This window comes from Nesterenkonia sp. K-15-9-6, from assembly GCF_052656005.1.
In genome coordinates this window covers 46,603-65,784 of sequence record NZ_JBQYEY010000001.1, presented here as the reverse complement: position 1 = coordinate 65,784, position 19,182 = coordinate 46,603, and the positions used below count along the sequence as shown (strand labels likewise).

At 67.6% G+C, this 19,182-nt stretch carries 18 protein-coding genes; 4 read left to right on the top strand and 14 right to left on the bottom strand.

The window, feature by feature from the left end; translation table 11 throughout:
* Window positions 1-75 precede the first annotated feature (75 nt).
* Entirely contained in the window at window positions 76-540 is a 465-nt protein-coding gene (dtd, locus tag SD455_RS00285; RefSeq protein WP_311024208.1) for a D-aminoacyl-tRNA deacylase, read from the bottom strand.
* Window positions 541-773: 233 nt separating this feature from the next.
* Here dtd and SD455_RS00280 point away from each other — a divergent pair, with 233 nt between their 5' ends.
* Entirely contained in the window at window positions 774-2,189 is a 1,416-nt protein-coding gene (locus SD455_RS00280) for a replication-associated recombination protein A (protein ID WP_445507010.1), read from the top strand.
* Between the two features lie 115 nt (window positions 2,190-2,304).
* Here the strand turns inward: SD455_RS00280 and qcrB are convergent, their stop codons facing one another.
* From qcrB to ctaE, 4 genes are all read right to left on the bottom strand, one after another.
* Complete coding sequence (gene qcrB / locus SD455_RS00275) at window positions 2,305-4,029, bottom strand: cytochrome bc1 complex cytochrome b subunit (RefSeq protein ID WP_445506931.1); 1,725 nt, start codon at window positions 4,027-4,029, stop codon at window positions 2,305-2,307.
* Window positions 4,026-5,108, bottom strand: coding sequence for a cytochrome bc1 complex Rieske iron-sulfur subunit (gene qcrA / locus SD455_RS00270; RefSeq protein WP_445506930.1), 1,083 nt, complete (start codon window positions 5,106-5,108; stop codon window positions 4,026-4,028). The genes qcrB and qcrA overlap by 4 nt, the downstream gene beginning before the upstream one ends.
* Window positions 5,109-5,184: 76 nt before the next feature.
* The gene (gene qcrC, locus SD455_RS00265; protein ID WP_445506929.1) at window positions 5,185-5,982 is read right to left on the bottom strand and encodes a cytochrome bc1 complex diheme cytochrome c subunit; all 798 of its coding nucleotides are present in this window, start codon (window positions 5,980-5,982) and stop codon (window positions 5,185-5,187) included.
* 104 nt (window positions 5,983-6,086) lie between these two features.
* On the bottom strand, window positions 6,087-6,734 hold the full coding sequence (ctaE, locus tag SD455_RS00260; RefSeq protein ID WP_445506928.1) for an aa3-type cytochrome oxidase subunit III: 648 nt from the start codon (window positions 6,732-6,734) through the stop codon (window positions 6,087-6,089).
* Window positions 6,735-6,927: 193 nt separating this feature from the next.
* Between ctaE and trpD the strand changes: the two genes are divergently transcribed.
* Complete coding sequence (gene trpD, locus SD455_RS00255; RefSeq protein WP_445506927.1) at window positions 6,928-7,980, top strand: anthranilate phosphoribosyltransferase; 1,053 nt, start codon at window positions 6,928-6,930, stop codon at window positions 7,978-7,980.
* Window positions 7,981-8,052: 72 nt separating this feature from the next.
* On the opposite strand, the gene def is transcribed toward trpD, so the two are convergent.
* From def to SD455_RS00230, 5 genes are all read right to left on the bottom strand, one after another.
* A complete protein-coding gene (gene def / locus SD455_RS00250; RefSeq protein WP_445506926.1) occupies window positions 8,053-8,649 on the bottom strand; it encodes a peptide deformylase in 597 nt (198 codons plus the stop codon).
* 125 nt (window positions 8,650-8,774) lie between these two features.
* Window positions 8,775-9,176, bottom strand: coding sequence for a cytochrome c oxidase subunit 4 (locus SD455_RS00245; protein ID WP_311024201.1), 402 nt, complete (start codon window positions 9,174-9,176; stop codon window positions 8,775-8,777).
* On the bottom strand, window positions 9,176-10,900 hold the full coding sequence (gene ctaD / locus SD455_RS00240; RefSeq protein WP_311024200.1) for an aa3-type cytochrome oxidase subunit I: 1,725 nt from the start codon (window positions 10,898-10,900) through the stop codon (window positions 9,176-9,178). The genes SD455_RS00245 and ctaD overlap by 1 nt, the downstream gene beginning before the upstream one ends.
* Before the next feature lie 2 nt (window positions 10,901-10,902).
* Entirely contained in the window at window positions 10,903-11,772 is an 870-nt protein-coding gene (ctaC, locus tag SD455_RS00235; RefSeq protein ID WP_311024199.1) for an aa3-type cytochrome oxidase subunit II, read from the bottom strand.
* 532 nt (window positions 11,773-12,304) lie between these two features.
* Window positions 12,305-12,712 (bottom strand): HesB/IscA family protein, encoded by a 408-nt coding sequence (locus tag SD455_RS00230; protein ID WP_070158576.1) that lies wholly within the window; start codon window positions 12,710-12,712, stop codon window positions 12,305-12,307.
* A gap of 105 nt (window positions 12,713-12,817) precedes the next feature.
* Here SD455_RS00230 and SD455_RS00225 point away from each other — a divergent pair, with 105 nt between their 5' ends.
* Window positions 12,818-13,420 (top strand): DUF3043 domain-containing protein, encoded by a 603-nt coding sequence (locus SD455_RS00225; RefSeq protein WP_070158577.1) that lies wholly within the window; start codon window positions 12,818-12,820, stop codon window positions 13,418-13,420.
* On the opposite strand, the gene SD455_RS00220 is transcribed toward SD455_RS00225, so the two are convergent.
* Window positions 13,395-14,612 carry a quinone-dependent dihydroorotate dehydrogenase gene (locus SD455_RS00220; RefSeq protein WP_083277233.1) on the bottom strand — a complete coding sequence of 406 codons (1,218 nt, stop codon included), beginning with the start codon at window positions 14,610-14,612 and terminating at the stop codon, window positions 13,395-13,397. The genes SD455_RS00225 and SD455_RS00220 overlap by 26 nt on opposite strands.
* A 202-nt stretch (window positions 14,613-14,814) precedes the next feature.
* On the opposite strand from SD455_RS00220, the gene SD455_RS00215 reads away from it, so the two are divergent.
* Entirely contained in the window at window positions 14,815-15,876 is a 1,062-nt protein-coding gene (locus SD455_RS00215; protein WP_070158578.1) for an alpha/beta hydrolase, read from the top strand.
* On the opposite strand, the gene SD455_RS00210 is transcribed toward SD455_RS00215, so the two are convergent.
* The 3 genes from SD455_RS00210 to leuA are packed head-to-tail and all read right to left on the bottom strand — an operon-like array spanning window position 15,801 to window position 19,147.
* Window positions 15,801-16,655, bottom strand: coding sequence for an isoprenyl transferase (locus SD455_RS00210; protein WP_070158579.1), 855 nt, complete (start codon window positions 16,653-16,655; stop codon window positions 15,801-15,803). The two genes, SD455_RS00215 and SD455_RS00210, sit on opposite strands and share 76 nt — an antisense overlap.
* A gap of 2 nt (window positions 16,656-16,657) precedes the next feature.
* Complete coding sequence (gene recO / locus SD455_RS00205; RefSeq protein WP_070158580.1) at window positions 16,658-17,395, bottom strand: DNA repair protein RecO; 738 nt, start codon at window positions 17,393-17,395, stop codon at window positions 16,658-16,660.
* A gap of 9 nt (window positions 17,396-17,404) precedes the next feature.
* The gene (gene leuA, locus SD455_RS00200; RefSeq protein ID WP_445506925.1) at window positions 17,405-19,147 is read right to left on the bottom strand and encodes a 2-isopropylmalate synthase; all 1,743 of its coding nucleotides are present in this window, start codon (window positions 19,145-19,147) and stop codon (window positions 17,405-17,407) included.
* Window positions 19,148-19,182: the final 35 nt, after the last annotated feature.

Genomic DNA, 19,182 nt, shown 5'->3' with positions numbered 1-19,182 from the left:
GGCCTGATGCTGTGCAGGTCCCCGTGTGAAGGATCCGTGTGAAGGATCCGCGCGAGTGCGCGGGCTGAACTGCGGTCAGCTGCGTCGGGGTCGCTCCAGCTCCTCGGTGTCGAGCAGCAGTGTGACGGGGCCGTCGTTGACGAGTTCCAGCTCCATGTGGGCTCCGAAGATCCCGGTGTGCACGACGGCGCCCAGAGCCCGCAGATGGTGGACATAGCGCTCATAGAGGGGCTCGCCCACCGCCGCCGGGGCGGCGCTGCTCCATGAGGGCCGTCGCCCCTTCCTGGCGTCCCCGTAGAGGGTGAACTGACTGACCGCAAGCACGGGGGCCTGTGCCTGTTCGGCGGAGAGCTCCTGGTCCAGGACGCGCAGCCGCCAGGTCTTCTCCGCGAGCAGGCGAGCCTGGTGATCGGTGTCGTCATGGGTGACGCCGAGGAGGACCACCAGACCCTCTCCGTCGAACCCGTCGACATGCTCACCGCCCTCGGCATCTCGGGCGCGGACCTGGGCACGGGAGACTCGCTGGATCACGGCACGCATGGACACCATTCTGGCACCTGCGCCGAGGTTGTACGGGGTATATCAGGGCGCATCGGGGCGGGCGCGCCGCGGCAGTGCTTGCCCGGGCCGTCACGACGGTAGAGTGGATCCGACCGATTCGAACATGTCTACGAGGAGCTCCGGTGACCGACCCTCTGACCGGCGATCTGTTCTCGGCCGCATCCCACCAGGAGGAGGGCGGTCGACGACGGCACGTGCCGTTGGCCGTCCGCATGCGTCCACGCCACCTCGACGAGATCGTCGGGCAGCAGCACCTGCTGGAGCAGGGCTCCCCACTCCGCGTGCTCGCGGAGGGCTCGCGGGGTCCCGCCGGTGCCTCGTCGGTGATCCTCTACGGCCCGCCGGGCACCGGCAAGACGACGCTGGCCCATGTGATCGCCCGTGGCGAGTCCCGCACCTTCGTGGAGCTCTCGGCCATCCGGGCGGGAGTCAAGGACGTCCGCCGCGTCATGGACCAGGCCCTCGAGGACCGAGACCTGCGGGGCAGGACGACCGTGCTGTTCCTGGACGAGATCCACCGCTTCAACAAGGCCCAGCAGGACGCCCTGCTTCCCGGAGTCGAGAACGGCTGGGTGATCCTGGTCGCCGCCACCACCGAGAATCCGTCCTTCTCCGTGGTCTCCCCCCTGCTCTCGCGGTCCCTGCTGCTGACCCTGCGTCCGCTGACCGACGAGGACCTCTCGGGACTGATCGACCGGGCATTGGCCGAGGAGCGCGGCCTCGACGGCGCCTTCACGCTGGATCCGGAGGCGCGCGGGCACATCCTGCGCATGGCCGGCGGCGACGCGCGCCGCGTGCTGACCACTCTGGAGGCTGCCGCCGCGGTGGCTGCCGGGCGGGCGGAGCAGCATGCACCCGCCCGGACCGACGACGCAGGTTCGGACGAGGACTCCCCCGAGGCGGACCCAGGCGACTCCGACTCCCCCGAGGCGGACTCGCCCGAGGAAGACTCCCCCGAAGCGCGCGGGGCCACGCCAGGACCTCTCGGGACCATCACGATCACCTCCGAGGACGCCGAGCAGGCGATGGACCATGCCGTGCAGCGGTACGACCGCGACGGGGACCAGCACTATGACATCGTCTCCGCGTTCATCAAGTCCCTGCGCGGCTCGGACCCCGACGCCGCACTGCACTACCTGGCCCGTATGGTCGTCGCCGGAGAGGATCCCCGGTTCATCGCCCGTCGTCTGGTGATCGCGGCCGGTGAGGAGGTCGGCATGGCCGACCCCAGCGCGCTGCAGACGGCAGTGGCGGCGGCCCAGGCCGTCCAGCTGATCGGGATGCCCGAGGCGCGCATCCTCCTCGCGGAGGCGACGGTGCACATCGCCACCGCCCCGAAGTCCAACGCCTCCTACCGTGCCCTCGACGCCGCCATCGCCGACGTCCGCGCCGGCAAGGGCGGGCCGGTCCCGCTCCATCTGCGGGACGCGCACTACGCCGGGGCTCACCGTCTGGGGCACGGACGCAGCTACGTCTACGCCCACGACGAGCCCCATCATGTGGCGGCCCAGCAGTATCCCCCCGATGACCTCGTCGGAGTGGACTACTACCGACCCACCGGGAACGGGCAGGAACGCGCCGTCGCCGAACGACTCGACCGCCTGCGCGCCATCACCCGCCGCAGCTGAGGCGCCCCAGCAGACGACGGCGGGGCCGCACCTCCCCTAGGAAGTGCGGCCCCGCCGTCGTCAGCTCCGGGGCAAGGCGCTGAGCGCCGTGGGTCCTCTCGGACCCACGTGCGATTCAGTGGCTGGCCTCGATGGACCGACGATCCGTCGCCTCAAGACCGCCCTCGTGGCCGTCGCCGTGGTGGTCGTGCTCCAGTGCCTCGAGGTACTCCTCGCGGCTGACCGGCTCGACACGGTCCTGGAAGAACCAGTGGTTGAGCTTGGCGCGGAGCTTCTCCGTCCGCGTGATCCGCCCCTTCGCGTTCGGCTGCGGACCGGACGGCGCCGGGGACTCGAAGGCCACCAGCGTGTACAGCTCGTAGTCGGACGGACGAGTGTGCTTCTCACGGAACTCACCGTGCGGGAGCATCTCGATGACGCCGGCCTCGTGTCCGTGCAGCGCGGTCTCCCGGTCCTTGCGCTGCAGGGACAGGCAGATGCGCTTGGTGAGGATGAAGGCGATGATCGGGCCGACGAAGATCAGCACACGCGACCAGTAGGTGATGTCATTCAGCGACAGGTGGAAGTGCGTGGCGATGAGGTCGTTGGAGCCCATGCCCCACATGATGCAGTAGAAGGTCACACTCGCCGCGCCGATCGCCGTCCGGGTGGGGGCATTGCGTGGGCGGTCCAGAAGGTGATGCTCCTTCTTGTCCCCGGTGATCCACGCTTCGATCCACGGCCAGATGAACATGACCAGGAACATGATGGCGATCGGGATCATCGGGATCAGGACCGGAGTCGCCACGGAGTTCCCACCCCACGGGGTCGGGATGACGAACTCGAGCGGGAGCTCTCCCAGGAAGCCCGGCATCAGGCGCAGCACCCCCTCGAAGGGTCCGATGTACCAGTCGGGCTGGGCACCGGCCTGGACCGGTGACGGATCGTAGGGGCCGTAGTTCCACAGCGCGTTGATCTGGAACGTCCCGGAGATGACAGCCAGGATGCCGAAGACGATGAAGAAGAAGCCACCGGCCTTGGCCGCGTAGACCGGACCGACCGGGTAGCCGACGACATTGCGCTCCGTGCGTCCCGGGCCGGGGTACTGCGTGTGTTTGTGGGTGACCACCATGAACAGGTGGACGGCGATCAGCACCAGGATCAGCGCCGGGATCACCATGATGTGCAGCACGTACAGACGCGGGATGACCTCGCCCCCAGGGAATTCTCCCCCGAACAGGAAGAACGACATGTACGTCCCCACCACGGGGATGGCCTTCATCATGCCGTCGATGATGCGCAGACCGTTGCCGGAGAGGACCTCGTCCGGCAGCGAGTAGCCGGTGAAGCCGGCGCCGAGGCCCAGGATCAGCAGCGCGCAGCCGACGACCCAGTTGAGCTCACGCGGCTTGCGGAACGCCCCGGTGAAGAAGACGCGCAGCATGTGGATGGACATGGCCATCACGAACAGCAGCGCCGCCCAGTGGTGCAGCTGACGCATGAAGAGGCCACCGCGCACGTCGAAGGAGAGCTCCAGCGCCGTCGCGTAGGCCGTGGACATCTCAAGACCCTGCAGCGGCGCATACGAGCCGTCGTATCGCGTGCTGGCCATGGAGGGATCGAACCAGAACGTCAGGAACGTGCCGGAGAGGATGAGGATGACGAAGCTGTAGAGCGCCACCTCGCCGAACATGAACGTCCAGTGGTCCGGGAAGATCTTCCGACCGAACTCACGGACGATCCCCGTGCCGCCGACCCGCTGGTCGACATAGTTGGCGATGCGTCCGGTGCGCGTCTCAGGCTGGTACTGGTCTGCCTCGAGGTACTGGGCCTCGGTGTACTTCTCTGTGCTGGCGCTCATGCGTTGTAATCACCCTCGGGGTCGGTGGAGCCACGCTCCCAGTAGGTCGGGCCGACAGGCTCGGTGAAGTCGCTGCGGGCGACGAGGAAGCCCTCCTCGTCCACGGTGATGGGCAGCTGAGGCAGCGGACGGCCGGCCGGGCCGAAGACCACCTTGAACTCCTGAGCCGCATCGAAGGTCGACTGATGGCAGGGGCACAGCAGGTGGTGCGTGTGCCGCTCGTAAAGAGCCACCGGGCAGCCGACGTGGGTACAGACCTTGGAGCAGGCGATGATGCCCTCGTGGGTCCAGTCCTCGCGGCCGGGAGTCACCTGCTGGATGTCATCGGGATTCATCCGGACGACGAGCACCACGGACTTGGCCTTCTCGGATAGGCGGTCCGCGTGGCCGGACACTTCGCGCAGGGTCTCGGGGATCACATGCATCGCCGAGCCGATCGTGATGTCAGCCGCGCGGATCGGGGTGCCGGTGGGGTCACGGACCAGGCGGACGCCCTCCTCCCAGAGGGAGTGCCGCATGCGCTCGACGCCGAAGTCCTCGGAGCGGTCCAAGTCCCGGAACGGGAGGATGAAGGGCAGCGGCGCCAGGACCGCCGCACCGATGAGGGTGTTGCGGATCAGGGGTCGACGCTTGATGCCCGACTCCTCGAGCACATCCGTGATGATCTGCTCCGCTTCCTGGCGCTCCGCCTCCTTGCGCAGCGGCTTGCGGTCCTCGACCAACTCGTGGTCGGGCATCAGCGTCTTGGCCCAGTGCACCACGCCCAGGCCGATGCCGAGCATGGCGAAGCCCACTCCGACGCCGAGCAGGGTGTTCTGCAGGCGCAGTGCCTGGAGGTCCTCGCTGAGCTCCACCGCGAAGTAGCCGATGAAGAAGATCACGGTGCCGATGATCGAGATGAGGAACAGCGTGGCCACCTGGCGCTCGGAGCGCTTCTCGGCCTTGGGGTCCTCATCTGCCACCCGCGGGCGGTGCGGCGGCAGACCGGGGTTGTCGATGGCGTACCTGCCCGACTCCCCGTCACCGGCTGTGATGACGGCCCCCGACTCATTCGGGTCGCCGTGACCGTGCTCGCCCATATGGTTCTCGTCCTTTGCTTGAGTGATTGCGTAGTAGGTGCGTGTGCGGCGTCTTCGGCTCACCGCGGCCGGCGGCTCACGAGGAGCGGGACGTCAGCCAGACCATCGAGGCGATCAGGATCGCCAGTCCCCCCGTCCAGATGAACAGGCCTTCGGAGACCGGGCCGAGGAAGCCGAGCGAGAAGCCGCCGGGAGTTCCCTGGGAGTCGTAGGTCTTCAGGAAGGCGATGATGTCGCGCTTGTCCTCCGGCGGGATGTTGGCGTCGTTGAAGACCGGCATGTTCTGCGGACCGGTCTGCATGGCTTCATAGATGTGCCGCTCGTCCACCCCGTGCAGCGACGGGGCGTACTTGCCTTCGGTCAGTGCCCCGCCGGCCGCCGCGGCGTTATGGCACATGGCGCAGTTGATGCGGAAGAGCTCTCCGCCTCGGGCAGGATCACCCTGGTCCACATCGGTGTACTCCTCGGCGGGCACAGCCGGCCCTGCCCCGAGGGAGGCGACATAGGCGGCCAGCTGCATGGTCTGCTCGTCGTTGAACTGCCGCGGCTTCTCCTGCGCCTGCGGACCGTGCATCTGCATCGGCATGCGCCCGGTACCGACCTGGAAGTCGACGGATGCGGCGCCGACGCCGATCAGCGACGGCCCGGCATCGGTCCCCTCGGCGTTGATGCCGTGGCAGGTGGCGCAGTTCGCCACGAAGAGGCGCTCACCCTCATCGACGTCCGCGGCGGAATACCCGTCCGCCTCCTGGCTGGCCTGAGCCTGGTTGATGGTCGTGGCCGCGGCATACAGGCCTCCTGTGATCAGGAGACCCAGGAGGAGCAGTGCCACGCCTGCGAAGGGGTGGCGGCGCTTCTGTGAGAGTGCCTTCACGTGCCGGTTCCTAACTTCTCGGTGCGGGCCCGCCTGCGGTGGCTGCGGGCGAAGGTGCGGATGATGGATGGTCGTCGTCCGTCGAGCGTGGAGCGGCACGCCTGTCAGACGAACATCGGCAGGATGTAGACGATGCCGAACAGGGCGATCCAGACGACGTCGACGAAGTGCCAGTAGTAGGAGATGACGACGGCCGCACTGGCCTCCTTGTGGGTGAACTTCACGCTGAAGTACGCCCGGGCGATCACGTACAGGAAGGCGATGAGCCCGCCGATCACATGGAGGCCGTGGAAGCCGGTGGTGATGTAGAAGGCGGAGCCGAAGGAGTTGGTCTGGACCGCCACACCGTGGCTGACCAGCTCGGCGAACTCGAAGGTCTGGCCGGCGATGAAGATCGCGCCCATGATGAACGAGAGGATGTACCACTCGACCATGCCCCAGTTCTTGATGTTCATCAGGGAACCGGTGCGGCGGGGCTGGTGACGCTCGGCGGCGAACACTCCGAACTGCGCCGTCACGGAGCTCGCCACCAGGATCACCGTGATGATCGTGGCCAGGGTGATGTCGAGTCGCGAGCTGTACTCCGCCCACATCTCGGGCTGCGTCGAGCGCAGGGTGAAGAACATCGCGAACAGGCCGGCGAAGAACATGAGCTCGCTGGTCAGCCAGACCATGGTGCCCACGGACACCATGTTCGGGCGGTTCGGCAGCGTGCGCGCCGGAGCATTGGGGGCTTGGGTTGCAGACGTCACGAAGACATTATTGCCTGAATCGTCGCCCGTTCGCCATCGACGAAGCGGGTGTGGCGCCTCCCCCAGTTCCTTGTCAGACCGGCGATCCCCGTCATTCCCAGGAAGTACCAAGGTCAAGGCCCGTGAGAATGTGTCAGAAATTTCTACGAAATGTAGAGAAACGGCGTGTCGGGGCCCGGGATATCCTGGTCCGGTGACTGAGACCTCCCCCGCCTCACAGCCCACCTGGCCGCATCTGCTGGACGCACTGCTCCACGGTGAGGATCTCACCGCGGAGACCTCCGGCTGGGCCATGGAGCGCCTCATGGGAGGCGATCTGACCGATGCGGAGATCGCCGGGTTCCTGATCGCGCTGCGGGCCAAGGGAGAGACGGCAGAGGAGCTCGTCGGGCTCTCGTCCACGATGATGGCCAAGGCTGTGGAGATCTCCATCCCCGGCCCCACCCTCGACATCGTAGGAACCGGCGGCGACCGTCTGGGCACGGTCAACATCTCGACGATGTCCTCCCTGGTGGCTGTCGGGGCCGGCGCCCGGGTGGTGAAGCACGGCAACCGCGGCGCCTCGACGACCGCCGGGGCGGCCGACGTCATCGAGGCGCTCGGCGTGGACCTCGCCATGAGCCCCGAGCGTGTGGCCCAGGCGGCCACCGAGGTCGGCATCACCTTCCTCTTCGCCCAGAGCTTCCATCCCTCGATGCGCTTCGTGGCCCCGACGCGTCGACAGCTCGGCGTCCGCACGATCTTCAACTTCCTGGGCCCGCTGTCGAACCCCGCTCACGTGGACGCCCAGGCGCTGGGCTGTGCCCACCGCGGCCTGGCCCCGAAGATGGCCCAGGTGCTGGCCGCGCGGGGGACCCGGGGTCTGGTGTTCCGTGGCCAGGACGGACGGGACAAGATCACGACGTCGTCCCCGACCGACATCTGGGAGGTGCGGGAGGGCATCGTGGAGCACCATGAGATCCGCCCTGCCGACTTCGGAGTCGCCCAGGTGGAGGTGGACGCGCTCCGCGGAGGCGACGGAGACGACAACGCCGAGATCGTCCGGCGGGTGCTCCGTGGGGATCGGGGGCCTGTGCGGGACGCCGTGCTGATCAATGCCGCAGCCGGGCTCACTGCCGCCGACGAGAGCGCCGAAGGCCCCGTGCTGGACCGTCTGCGCGCGAACAGGGACCGCGCCGCCGAAGCCCTGGACTCAGGAGCCGCCCACAGCGTGCTCGAGAGCTGGGTGGAGTTCAGCCGCGACTGAGCCGGGCTGCCGGCTCCCACGTCTGGTCCCGACGGCTGCTCGCGGCAGCTGGTCCCGCTGACTGACCGTCGGTCAGTCCTCGTCCTCAGGCTCACCGTGGCCGAACGGGTCCGGATCGACGCCGGGCATCCAGGTGTTCCCCTCCTGGGTCCACCCCTCCTTCTTCATCGCCTTCTTCCAGCGGCGTGCCCACTTCTGATCGAGACGATTCACGTAGAGATACCCGTCCAGGTGGTCGTACTCATGCTGCATGATGCGGGCGAACCAGCCGGTGGCCTCGAGCCGTCTGAGCTGACCGTCCTCATCGAGCCCGGAGATCTCCACGTGGTCGCTGCGTTTGAGCGGGAAGCCGTATCCGGGCACCGAGAGGCAACCCTCGGTCTCCTCATCGGGGTCGGGCGCGGTCTTCGAGACCTTGCCGATGAGCCGCAGCGTGGGGTTGATGAACGCTCCCCGTGAGGGTGCGTCGCCGGAGTCGGCGTAGGCATAGGTGAAGATCCGCAGCCCGACGCCGATCTGCGGGGCGGCCAGGCCCACCCCGTGGGCGGCATCCATGGTCTCGTACATGTCCTGGACCAGTTGACGCACCGTGTCGTCGATGGCCTCGACCTCTGCGGCTCGGCGATGCAGCACCGGCTCGCCGTGGATGGTGATGGGACGGATGGTCATGGAGAGATCCTAACGGTGGAGGCACGCACGCCGACGCCCGCCGGGCCTTGAAGGCGCCGACGGGCGTCGCGCGGCATGCGGGGCGACATTCGCCCTGGAGGGGCGCTCAGCCCCGCCTGATCGGGTCAGTGGGCGTAACGCTTCCGGTTGTATTCCAGCACCCAGCCGGTCACGAAGAAGATGGCCGGGATGGCGCCGATGAACACCACCCACCAGTCGAAGGCCATGCCGAAGAACACGAAGGCGCAGGAGAAGCCCAGGCCGAGAGGCCACCAGCTCCACGGCGCGAAGTCCCCGTAGTTGCCGGCCTGCTGATGGATCTCACCCTCGGCGTTGTCGGCGTCCATGACCTCCGAGTGCTTCGCCGTCAGGCTCAGGTAGAACCAGAGCATGAAGCCCAGTCCCGCGGTGAGGAGCAGCAGGGGGAAGCCCGCGAGCTCCTCGAAGCCCGTGATGAATCCGTAGATGAAGGCCACCACCAGGACGAACACACCCAGGAGGCCGAAGAGTCCAGCGTTCGTCTTCATCAGATACCTGCCTTGTCCTTCTGATCAGCGGGACCGAACACCTTGCCAGCCGGCGTGTGCAGGCTGTGGCGGTCGGAGAGCTCCGGGTGGTGCAGGTCCAGCGCCGGACGCTCGGACCGGATCCGCGGCAGCGAGTAGAAGTTGTGCCGCGGAGGCGGGCAGGAGGTCGCCCACTCCAGGGAGCCTCCGAAGCCCCACGGGTCGTCCACGTGGACCTTGCGGCCCTTGCGGTGCGTGATCCAGACGTTCCAGAAGAACGGAATCAGGGAGGCGCCCAGGATCATCGAGAAGACCGTGGAGAACTGGTTCATGGCGGTGAAGCCGTCCTCGACCATGTAGTCGGCGTACCGGCGAGGCATGCCCATGACGCCGAGCCAGTGCTGGATCATGAACGTCCCGTGGAAGCCGATGAAGAGCATCCAGAAGTTGATCTTGCCCAGACGCTCGTTGAGCATCTTCCCGGTCCACTTCGGCCACCAGAAGTAGAATCCGGCGAACATCGCGAAGACCACGGTGCCGAAGACCACGTAGTGGAAGTGCGCCACCACGAAGTACGTGTCGGAGAGGTGGAAGTCCAGGGGCGGCGAGGCCAGGATGATGCCGGTCAGACCACCGAACAGGAAGGTCACCAGGAATCCGAGGCTCCACAGCATGGGCGTCTCGAAGGTGATCGATCCGCGCCACATGGTGCCGATCCAGTTGAAGAACTTCACCCCGGTGGGGACCGCGATGAGCATGGTCATCAGCGCGAAGAACGGCAGCATGACCGCACCGGTGACGTACATGTGGTGCGCCCAGACGGTCACCGACAGCGCCGCGATGGCGATCGTGGCGTAGACCAGACCCTTGTAGCCGAAGATCGGCTTGCGGCTGAACACCGGCAGGATCTCCGAGATGATCCCGAAGAACGGCAGGGCGATGATGTAGACCTCAGGGTGCCCGAAGAACCAGAACAGGTGCTGCCACAGGATGGCGCCGCCCGACTCCGGGTCAAAGATGTGCCCGCCGAAACGTCGGTCCAGCCCCAGGCCGAACAGCGCCGCAGCCAGCGGCGGGAAGGCCATGAGGATCAGGATCGCGGTGATCAGGGTGTTCCAGGTGAAGATCGGCATGCGCCACATGGTCATGCCGGGAGCACGCATGCAGATGATCGTGGTGATGAAGTTGACACCACCCATGATGGTGCCGAAGCCGGACAGCGCCAGGCCGAAGACCCAGAGATCCCCACCCACACCGGGCGAGTAGGTGGTGTCCGACAGCGGCGCGTAGGCGAACCAGCCGAAGGACGCCGCCCCTTGCGGGGTCAGGAAGCCGGAGACGGCGATCAGCGACCCGAAGAGGAAGAACCAGAACGCCAGTGCGTTGAGCCGGGGGAACGCGACGTCGGGAGCGCCGATCTGCAGCGGCATGATGACGTTGGCGAAACCGGCGAACAGCGGCGTGGCGAACATCAGCAGCATCACCGTGCCATGCATGGTGAACAGCTGGTTGTACTGCTCCTTGGTCTGCAGCAGCTGCATGCCGGGCTCGAAGAGCTCGGCGCGGATGATCAGCGCCATCACGCCGCCGATGCAGAAGAACAGGAAGGAGGCGATCAGGTACATGTACCCGATCGTCTTGTGGTCGGTCGTCGTCAGCCAGTTGACGACGATGCGCCCCTTCGACCGGGGTACGACGCGCGACTCGACCGCGCGTTCGTCAGCGGTGTATTCATAGGTCGCCACGATCAGTCCCCTTCGGTCGCGGTCACGTCGTCGTGAAGGTTGATGTTGCGGTCGTACTCGTCACCCAGGTGGCCCTCGGGCAGAGTCTGCAGGTAGTCGCGGAACTCCTGCTCGGAGACGACCTCCACGTTGAACAGCATCTCGGAGTGGTACTCACCGCAGAGCTCGGCGCACTTGCCGTCGAAGCTGCCCTCCTCCTGAGGAGTCAGGTGGATCTCGGTGGTGCGTCCGGGGACCATGTCGCGCTTCTGCAGGAAGGCGGGGATCCAGAACGAGTGGATGACATCGCGGGAGTTCAGCTCGAACGTGACCGACTGGTCGACCGGGAGGTACAGGGTCGGCAGCGTGTCGCGCACGCCATCCTCACCGGTCAGGTGAGCCTGGGTGCCGGCGAAGTAGCGCTCGTCGCCGTCGTAGCTGTAGTTGAAGTCCCAGGCCCACTGCTTGCCCCGGACGTCGACGACGAGGTCCGGGTCCTCGTTCGGCTCATCCACGGAGCGCTGCACCTGGTCGGTGTAGAAGAACAGGACGCCCACCATGACCAGCGGCACGATGGTGTACATGATCTCGAGCGGGATGTTGTACGCCAGCTGGCGCGGGTAGCCCGTCTCACCCTTACGACGCCGGTAGGCCACCATGCACCACAGCATGAGGCCCCACGTCAGCAGACCGACAGCCAGCGCTGCGATCCAGGAGTTGACCCACAGGTCGGTCAATTCAGCAGTGTTGCTGGTGGTCTCACGGCTGCCGGGGAGCCAGCCACGCTGGACCTGCTCCGAACAGCCGGTCAGCACCAGTGCCGCCGCGGTGGCCAGCACCATCCCTTTGACGGCGCGCTGGCCTCGGCTGCCGGTTCGTTTCTGCGAACTCACAGACGGCCCTTCCTCTTCCTCGGTGTGCGAATGCGATCGGCACGTTATGGGGCCGTCCTGTGGACTGCTGGTCGCACGGGGACGAGCTGCGCTGGACGGCCTTGGACGCTTCGACGACAAGATTACTACCAACTGTAGTAGTTCGCCCCCCACCCGCCTCGGCTATGACACGGCGGAGACCGCTGTGACCGCCGCCAGCATCCTCCGGAGACCTCCGTGGTGACCAGGGCAGATGCACGAGAACTCCGCTTCTACGCCGCGTAGAAACGCGGGAGAGGCGGAGTTCTCGGGAGCTCGGAGACGACGGCCGGCTCAGCCGTCCCCTGCGTCGGCCCGTGTCACAAATATGACGCCGACGTCGGCGTCGACCACCAGCATGCTGATCGGTCAGCCGAGTCGACGTGGCTCAGGCGCGTCGCTCAGTGGAAGGAGTCGCCGCAGGCGCAGGAGCCCGTTCGGCCGACGCCCGCACCGCGCTGGCGCGCGGCCCGGGTCCCTGCGGCCTCTCTTACACGGAGTCTCCTGCGCAGTCTCAGTGGAAGGAGTCGCCGCAGGCGCAGGAGCCTCCGGCGTTCGGGTTGTCGATCGTGAAGCCCTGCTTGGAGATGGAGTCCTCGAAGTCGATCGTGGCGCCCTCCAGGTACGGCACGCTCATCTTGTCGACCACGACCTGTACGCCGCCGAACTCACGCAGCGCGTCACCGTCGAGGAGGCGCTCGTCGAAGTACAGCTGGTAGATCAGGCCCGAGCAGCCGCCGGGCTGCACGGCCACACGCAGGCGCAGGTCCTGACGGCCCTCCTGCTCGAGCAGCGAAGCGACCTTCTGGGCGGCCGTCTCGGTCAGCTCGACCTGGTGAGGCTTGTGCCCCTCCACGGTTCCTGCGATCTCCTGGGCCTCCGGAGCGGCCTCCGCGGTGGTGTCCTGGGTGGGAGTGGTCATCCGTGCACCTCTTCCGATCTCGACGGGTGTCGGTCTGGGTCGGTCTCTGGGTCTCACCGTATCAACGCCGGAGGAGTCCGCGATCATTCCCGGTAGACTGGCACGGTGCTAGGACGAAAGAAGAAGCAGCAGGAAGAGGCCGAGGCCGCCCACCGCGACGCCGAACAGGCCGAGCAGGAGGCGCACAAGCGCCTCCCCCAGCCCAAGGGGCAGCCCACGCCCCGGCGGAAGGACCAGGTGGCCGCAAGGAAGCGCCCACTGGTGCCGGACGACCGACGCGCCGCCAAGCAGGCCCAGCGCGAGCACATGCGCCAGCTGCGGGAGAAGCAGCGCGTGGCCATGGAGACTGGCGACGAGCGCTACTTGCCTGTGCGGGACCGGGGCCCCCAGCGCCGATTCGTGCGGGACTGGATCGACGCCCGCACCGGGGTCGGCGAGTGGATGCTGATCGTGGTGCTGCTGTTCCTCTTCGTCTCCCTCGCCGTGCCTGAGCAGATGCGCATCATCATGAGCCAGTTCCTGTGGCTGCTGGTGCTCGTGGTGCTCATCGAATGCTGGTGGGTGGCCCGCAGCGTGCGCCGGAAGATCGAAGAGCGCTTCGGGGAGAAGGAGAAGGGGATCCGCTTCTACGCCATCATGCGCGCACTGCAGATCCGCCGTCTGCGCCTCCCCAAGCCGCTGGTCAGCCGCGGCGAGTTTCCCGCCTGAGGCGTTCCGGCGCCATCGCGGCCAGTCCACGGTTGATGCGCCGGACCCACAGCGGTCCCTGATAGATGAAGGCGCTGTAGCCCTGCACCAGGTCCGCGCCGTGCCGGAGCCGCTGGGCGACGTCCTCGGCGCTGACCACTCCCCCGACGGAGATCACCGTGGTCTCCTCCGGCAGACGCTCACGCAGCCGACGCAGCACCTCGACGGAGCGTGCGGCGAGCACCGGCCCGCTCAGTCCGCCCGCCCCGGCCTTCTCGACCGCCTGGCGCGACGAGCGGAGCCCTTCCCGGGAGATCGTCGTGTTGGTGGCGATGACGCCGTCGAGCCCCAGATCCGCCACGAGGTCGGCGACGGCGTCGACGTCCTCGTCAGCCAGGTCCGGCGCGATCTTCACCAGCAGCGGCACGTGACGCCGGGCTACGGAGTCAGCTTCCCGTCCGACGGCCTCAAGGAGCGGGCGCAGCGCTTCGATGTCCTGCAGCTGGCGCAGACCCGGGGTGTTCGGCGAGGACACATTGACCACCAGATAGTCGGCCACCGGCGCCAGCCGGCGAGCAGACAGCAGGTAGTCCTCCACTGCATCCTCGAGTGGGACGACTTTCGTCTTGCCGATGTTCACCCCCACCACGGGAGCGTGCCTCCCAGCGGACTTCAGGTTCTCGATCCGATGACGCACATCGTCGAGTCTCCCCCGGACCACCTCGGCGCCGTCGTTGTTGAAGCCCATGCGATTGATCAGGGCACGGTCCTGCAGGAGCCGGAACAGCCGGGGCCGAGCGTTCCCTGACTGCGCCTGGGCCGTCACGGTGCCGATCTCCACATGTCCGAAGCCCAGGGCCGCCAGCGGCAGCACCGCCACGGCTCCCTTGTCGAAGCCTGCGGCCAGGCCGAAGGGCGACGGCCAGCGGCGTCCCAGGACGTGGCGCTCCAGCTCGGGCGCTGGCCGAGTGGCCTTCTCCAGCAGGCGGGTGGCCCCCAGCGACTCCGCGAGGCGCAGCCCACGGACCACCAGGTGATGCGCATCTTCGGGGTCCATGCGGGAGAACACCCGGCGGAACAGGAACGAGTACAGCGGATCCGGGGCCTCGGCCGCGGTGGCCGCGCGTCGCGCGGCCCGAGTGGGTTCCGAGGGCGTGGCGGCGGAGGGGGCGGATGCTGCGGGATTCTCAGCGGCGATGTTCTCTCCAGGCATGTTCCTATCCTATGTCGGCCACCGCGCAGGACGGGCCGCCCCTCAAGCCCGGCGGCGCATGTCAGCGGCGGCTCCCTAAGATGGTGGAATGGCGCACACGCACGACACAGCACCACACGACTCAGCACCACACGACTCAGCACCACACGACTCAGCACCGCACGACTCTTCGCCCGACCCCTCCCTCGGGTCCGAGGGCCTGATGGAGGACGCTCCGGACGGAGACTGGGTTCCCGACATCCTGCCGGGATGTGTCAGGCGCACCCTGCCGCTGGGCGAGGACGAGGAGGGACCGCTCAGCGCCACGCTGGTCCGTTACGACGGAGCCCCCAAACACGACACCGCCCATGACACCGCCCACGACGGCGGTCCGCTCGCGCCGGTGCTGCACCTGCACGGCTGGTCCGACTACTTCTACAACACTCCGCTGGCCCGCTGCTTCGCCGCCGCGGGTCGGCCCTTCTACGCGCTGGACCTCCGCCGCTACGGACGCAGCCTGCGCCGCTGGCAGACTCCGGGGTACATCGATGACCTCGTCGAATACGACGCCGACCTCGAATCCGCCCTGGAGGTCATCCGGTCCGAGCATCCTCAGGCCCCGGCACCCCTGATCCACGGCCACTCGACCGGCGGACTCGTCGCCGCACTGTGGGCGCACCGGCACCCCGGCCGCGCCTCGGGCCTGATCCTCAACAGTCCGTGGCTGGAGCTGCCCGGCGATGCGGCCGCACGGGCCGCCGTCGAAGGTCTGCTCGCGCCGCTGAGCCATCTGAATCCCCGGCGCCCGCTGCGGCTGCCGCGGGTGGACAACTACTGGCAGTCCCTCTCGGACCAGGCCCACGGAGAGTGGAGCCTGCACCCGCTCTGGCGGCCCCGTCAGTCCTTTCCCATGCCGGCCGGATGGCTGCGTGCAGTCCTGGCGGGGCACCGTCAGGTCCACGACGGGCTCGACGTCCAGGAGCCGGTGCTGGTGCTGCTGTCGACTCAGACGGTGTACAGCCGCCAATGGAAGGATCAGCTGCGCGAGTCCGATATCGTCCTGGATGTGGAGCTGCTGGCGCGCCGTTCCGTCCGGCTGGGCGGCCGCGTCACCGTGGTGCGACTCGCCCGGGCGATGCACGACGTCTTCGCCTCTCCCGAACCGGTCCGGCTGCAGGCCTTCGACGAGGTGCGCCGGTGGCTGCGGGCCTACGCCCCGGAAGCCGAGTCGGCCGACCCCGCCGATCCTGCCGAGGGGGCCACCCGGTCCACGGCCGCACCGTAGCGGCGATCCCGTTGAGCATAGAGCTCGATGGCATGCCACAGCGTGGTGCGGTCCACATCGGGCCACAGCACATCGAGGAAGACCATCTCGGCATAGGCGGACTGCCACAGCAGGAAGTTCGAGATGCGCTGCTCCCCCGAGCTCCGCAGGAAGAGGTCCACGTCCGGCAGATCGGGCTCGTCCAGGTGCGCCGCGATGGTGGATTCGCGGATGCGGGCCGGATTCAGCTCCCCGGCCGCGACCTTCTCGGCGATGCGCCGTACACCGTCGGTGATCTCGGCCCGGCCTCCGTAGTTCACGCACATCGTCAGAGTGCACCGGTCGTTGCCCCGGGTCTGCTCCTCGGCGGCCTCCAGCTCCTTGATCACCGAGCGCCACAGCCGCGGGCGCCTCCCGTTCCACCGGATGCGCACGCCCCAATCGTGCAGGACGTCCCGCTGGCGACGCAGCGCGTCCCGCGAGTAGTTCATGAGGAAGCGCACCTCCTCTGGCGAGCGGCGCCAGTTCTCCGTGGAGAAGCCATAGACGGAGACATGCTCGACGCCGATCTCCACCGCTCCCGCCATGACCTCCATCAGCGAGGCCTCGCCGGCCCGGTGGCCGTCAGTGCGCGGCAGTCCGCGCTGGTTCGCCCACCGTCCGTTGCCGTCCATGACGACGGCCACGTGACGGGGGATCAGTTCTGTCGGCAGCGTCGGAGGTCGTGCGCCGTCGCGATGGGGCCAGGGGTCCGAGTACGGGCGCCGGGCGGCGCTGCGCTGTGAAGCCATGGACTCCATTATCACCCGAGCGAGCTGAGTCTCCGCTCCAGATGATGCTGGACGTAGCTGGTCACCACGGAGGAGGCCTCATGACGTGCCTCCGGAGCGGCCGCCGATGCGCTCTGCCACGATCCGTGCTGCAGCGCGTGGAGCAGATCCGTGGTCGCCGGAGCCAGAGTCCGCGTCCCGGGCGGACGACAGTCCGGGCAGACCGGCCCCCCGAGGCCCGCATGGAACCCCGGCTGGGGGCCGGGCCGGCCGCAGGCCACACAGGCGGTCCAGGTCACAGCCCATCCGGCGGTGCTCAGAGCCCTCAGAAGATAGGAGTTCAGCACCAGGTCCGGAGCGTGCACCCCACGGGCCAGGGCAGAGAGCGCCCCGTGCAGCAGCCGGAACTGCGGCCGACTGTCCTCGGGATCAGACTCGGTCAGCCGTTCGGCCGCCTCCGCCATGACGTGCGCGCTGGTGTACTTCTCATAGTCGGCGACGATCATCGCCCCATACGCGCCCTTCGACACGGCCTGCGTGACGATGTCCAGGCTGCGCCCATGGACGAGCTGCACGTCGGCCACCATGAACGGCTCCAGGGTGGCGCCGAACTTCGACGACGTCCGGCGCACACCCTTGGCCACGCCGCGCACCAGACCGTGCTCGGCGGTGAGCATCGTGATGATGCGGTCCGCCTCCCCCAGGTTGCGGGTGCGCAGGATCAGGGCGTTGTCGCGATAGCTGCGCGAGGCGAAGGTCGATCCGGCCACGGATCGAGTCTACGACTCCGTGTCGCGGATCGCTCGGTTCACCGCCGAGACCACCGCCTGCAGGGAGGCCGCCGTGGTGTTGTGGTCGATGCCCACGCCCCACAGGACGCGTTCCCCGATGGCGCATTCCACGAAGGCCGCCGCCTGGGCGTCGCCTCCCTGACTCATCGCGTGCTCGGTGTAGTCGAGCACCCGGACGTCGACGCCGTCGCGGCCCAGGATCTCCACCAGCGCCGCGACAGGGCCGTTGGCTTCGGCGTGATGCTCGACCACCGACCCGTTGGTCTGCAGCTGCAGGTCCATGGAGAAGGCGCCCTCCGCCGTCGAGGAGGTGCGGACCTCCCCGATGCGGTAGTGGCCCCAACGGCGGGCCGCGCTGTCCACCGGCAGATACTCGTCCCGGAAGACCTGCCAGATCTCCTCCCCGGAGACCTCGCCGCCGTCGGCATCTGCACGGTGCTGGATGACCTGGGAGAACTCAACCTGGGCACGGCGCGGCAGATCGATCCCGTGCTCCGACTTCAGCAGGTAGGCCACCCCACCCTTGCCGGACTGCGAGTTCACCCGGATGACCGCCTCATAGCTGCGGCCGATGTCCTTCGGGTCGATGGGCAGGTACGGCACAGCCCAGGTGACGTCGGCGACGTCCTGTCCCTGCTCCTCGGCCCTCCGCTCGATGTGTTCGAAGCCCTTCTTGATGGCGTCCTGGTGAGAGCCGGAGAAGGCGGTGAACACCAGATCGCCGCCGTACGGGGAGCGTTCCGGCACCGGCATCTGGTTGCAGTGCTCGACGGTGCGGCGGATGTGGTCCATGTCCCGGAAGTCGATCTGAGGGTCCACACCCTGGCTGAAGAGATTCATGCCCAGCGTGATCAGGTCCACGTTGCCGGTGCGCTCACCGTTGCCGAACAGGCATCCCTCGATGCGGTCCGCCCCGGCCATGTAGCCCAGCTCGGCGGCGGCCACGCCGGTGCCCCGGTCGTTGTGCGGGTGCAGGGAGAGGATGATCGAGTCGCGGTTGCGCAGATTGCGGTGCATCCACTCGATGGAGTCCGCGTACACGTTGGGCGTGGCCATCTCCACCGTGGCCGGCAGGTTCACGATGACCTTCTTCTCCGGGGAGGCGCCGAAGACGTCGACGACCTCGTCCGAGATGTGCGCGGCGAACTCCAGCTCGGTGCCCGTGAAGGACTCCGGCGAGTACTGGTAGACGACCTCAGTGCCCGAACGCATCTGCTCTTCGTACTTGAGGCAGAGGCGGGCACCCTGGGTGGCGATGTCCACGATGCCGTCCTTGTCCTGGCGGAAGACGACCTCGCGCTGCAGCACCGAGGTGGAGTTGTAGAGGTGGACGATGGCTCGTGGGGCGCCGTCGATCGCCTCGAAGGTCCGCTCGATGAGGTGCTCCCGGGCCTGGGTGAGGACCTGGATGTAGACGTCATCGGGGATGCGGTCCTGCTCGACGAGCTGCCGCACGAAGTCGAAGTCCGTCTGCGAGGCCGCCGGGAATCCGACCTCGATCTCCTTGTAACCCATCGCGACCAGCAGGTCGAACATCCGGTGCTTCCGCTCCGGAGACATGGGATCGATCAGCGCCTGGTTGCCGTCACGGAGATCGACGGCGCACCACCGCGGAGCGGAGGTGATGACCTTGTCCGGCCAGGTCCGATCCGGCAGGGAGACGGTCATCTGGTCCTGGAAGGGCACGTACCGGTGATACGGCATCGGCGAGGTCTGCTGCAGAGTGCGCATGGTTCATCCTTGGGTCGAGAGAGTGCGGTCGAGAA

Coding starts and splice junctions, on each gene's coding strand:
- dtd (WP_311024208.1), bottom strand. CDS start 540: ATGCGTGCCGTGATCCAGCGAGTCTCCCGTGCCCAGGTCCGCGCCCGA.
- SD455_RS00280 (WP_445507010.1), top strand. CDS start 774: ATGCGTCCACGCCACCTCGACGAGATCGTCGGGCAGCAGCACCTGCTG.
- qcrB (WP_445506931.1), bottom strand. CDS start 4,029: ATGAGCGCCAGCACAGAGAAGTACACCGAGGCCCAGTACCTCGAGGCA.
- qcrA (WP_445506930.1), bottom strand. CDS start 5,108: ATGGGCGAGCACGGTCACGGCGACCCGAATGAGTCGGGGGCCGTCATC.
- def (WP_445506926.1), bottom strand. CDS start 8,649: ATGACCATCCGTCCCATCACCATCCACGGCGAGCCGGTGCTGCATCGC.
- SD455_RS00245 (WP_311024201.1), bottom strand. CDS start 9,176: ATGAAGACGAACGCTGGACTCTTCGGCCTCCTGGGTGTGTTCGTCCTG.
- SD455_RS00230 (WP_070158576.1), bottom strand. CDS start 12,712: ATGACCACTCCCACCCAGGACACCACCGCGGAGGCCGCTCCGGAGGCC.
- SD455_RS00220 (WP_083277233.1), bottom strand. CDS start 14,612: ATGCCTGGAGAGAACATCGCCGCTGAGAATCCCGCAGCATCCGCCCCC.
- SD455_RS00215 (WP_070158578.1), top strand. CDS start 14,815: ATGGAGGACGCTCCGGACGGAGACTGGGTTCCCGACATCCTGCCGGGA.
- SD455_RS00210 (WP_070158579.1), bottom strand. CDS start 16,655: ATGGAGTCCATGGCTTCACAGCGCAGCGCCGCCCGGCGCCCGTACTCG.
- leuA (WP_445506925.1), bottom strand. CDS start 19,147: ATGCGCACTCTGCAGCAGACCTCGCCGATGCCGTATCACCGGTACGTG.